This window comes from Vibrio sp. 2134-1, from assembly GCF_033339495.1.
On sequence record NZ_JAWOUS010001030.1, the window covers coordinates 1 to 502 of the forward strand.

Here is a 502-nt window from a genome sequence, read left to right on the forward strand (position 1 = left end):
TTTTTTATCTGCAAAATTGTGTAGTACATGGTTGCCCGAGGCATTCCGAATTTGCTCCGCAGTAAGCAGTGCGTTTTGCCATGTTACTTTTTGAGCTTCCCCAGAACACGCTTTTTGAGCCATATCCCATGTCATGCCAACTGGGCAGCGCATCCAAGTGAGTCCTGTTTTCAAATCAGTTACAACACCTAGATCAGAGTATAAGTAGCGAGAATTCGGCGCTGACTTCACAAAATCCAAAGAGCATTCCTGAGCGGCCATCGACGCGTAAGAAACAAGTACAAGAGATAATGCGGTAATAAGTTTTTTCATCTTACTCTCCTTTCTCAGCAACTAGACGAATTGGAAATTGGTATGAATCATCAGCTGTTGGATCTTTTTTATCGGAATAAATCTCAATCGAGCTAGATTGTCCACGGTCGGCACCTCGAACCGTTACCAACGGCATTCTTAAGTACTCGGGCGTTTTTACCTTGTCATTTTCAGTAAAGGTAAACGCCTG

2 pseudogenes are annotated in these 502 nt (G+C 43.4%); both read right to left on the bottom strand.

Annotated features, from left to right (window positions below):
• Positions 1 to 312: pseudogene (locus R7R78_RS29865) on the bottom strand (DUF1566 domain-containing protein); the annotation flags it as partial.
• A gap of 1 nt (position 313) precedes the next feature.
• Positions 314 to 502, bottom strand: a pseudogene (locus R7R78_RS29870) (DUF1566 domain-containing protein); the annotation flags it as partial.